Source organism: Variovorax beijingensis (assembly GCF_003951285.1).
Lineage (GTDB): Bacteria > Pseudomonadota > Gammaproteobacteria > Burkholderiales > Burkholderiaceae_C > Variovorax > Variovorax beijingensis.
Genome location: NZ_RXFQ01000081.1, coordinates 1 through 1,052 on the forward strand (window position 1 = coordinate 1; position 1,052 = coordinate 1,052).

A 1,052-nucleotide genomic window follows, 5' to 3' on the forward strand; every position below is an offset into this window, starting at 1 on the left:
TCGCGCATGGCCTGGACCGCATGCAGCAGGCTCGCCTGGTCGCCGCGCTTCAGGTCGATGCGGACCGCCAGGTCGCCCTCGGCGATGCGGCGCGCGATGCCGGCCGTGACCATCGGTTCGCCGCCGAGCTGCTTCAGCAGGCCGCGCGAGATCGCCCAGCCGAGCGCGAAGAGTGCCGCGGCCAGCACCAGCGCGCTGATCGACAGGCCGATGGCCCGCCCCATGATCGTGGCCTGCACCGTGTCCACGTAGACGCCCGAACCGATGATCCAGCCCCAGGGCTCGAAGCCCTTCACGTAGGAGACCTTGGGCACCGGCTTGTCGCTGCCCGGCTTGGCCCAGAGGTAGGGAACGAAGCCCGCGCCGTTGGCCTTGACGGTGTCGACGAAGGCGACGAACAGCTGCTTGCCGGTGGCATCCTTGTTGGACGAGAGGTCCCTGTTCTCGAGCGCCGGGCTGATCGGGTGCATCAGCATGCGCGGCTGCATGTCGTTGATCCAGAAGTACTCGCTGCCGCTGTAGCGCAGGCCGCGGATCGCCTGCATCGCCTGTTCCTTCGCCTGCGGCTCGGTCAGCGTGCCCTTGGCCGCGAGCGCGTGGTAGTGGGCCAGCAGGCCATGCGCGCTTTCCACCACCTGGCGCACGCTGGCCTGCCGCTCCTCCAGGATGAGCTTGCGCTCCGAGACCAGGAAGAGGGCCGTCAGCGCCGCCACGCCCACGATGGCGCTGGCCGTGAGCAGCCCGAGCTTCTGCCCGATGCTGAGGGCGCGCGGATTCAAGCGGTTGGACATGGTCTCTTCCTTGGGTGGATGTCTTGTGTGCGGTGCTCTGTCCACAGGTCTATCGGCATCCGCGCGCAAGACTTGAGGCCTTCAGCTCAAAATTCCGTCCAATCGCCATTTGCCGTGCTGGCGGCGACGGCCAGTTGCGGGGCTGCGGTGGCCGCGCTCTTCCTGGCCGGCGCCGGCCGCAGGGCCTTCGGCGCGGCGAATGCGAGCTCGGAACGCGGGGCCTGTGCTCCATCCAGCCTGAATACGCTGACAGCTCCGACC

The 1,052-nt window shown here is 68.4% G+C and carries 1 protein-coding gene; it reads right to left on the reverse strand.

Translation table 11 applies throughout. The annotated features are described in order from the left end of the window. A partial coding sequence (locus EJO66_RS32495) for a cache domain-containing protein (RefSeq protein WP_185738461.1) occupies positions 1 to 791 on the reverse strand: 791 nt, incomplete at its 3' end. Between the last annotated feature and the right edge of the window lie 261 nt (positions 792 to 1,052).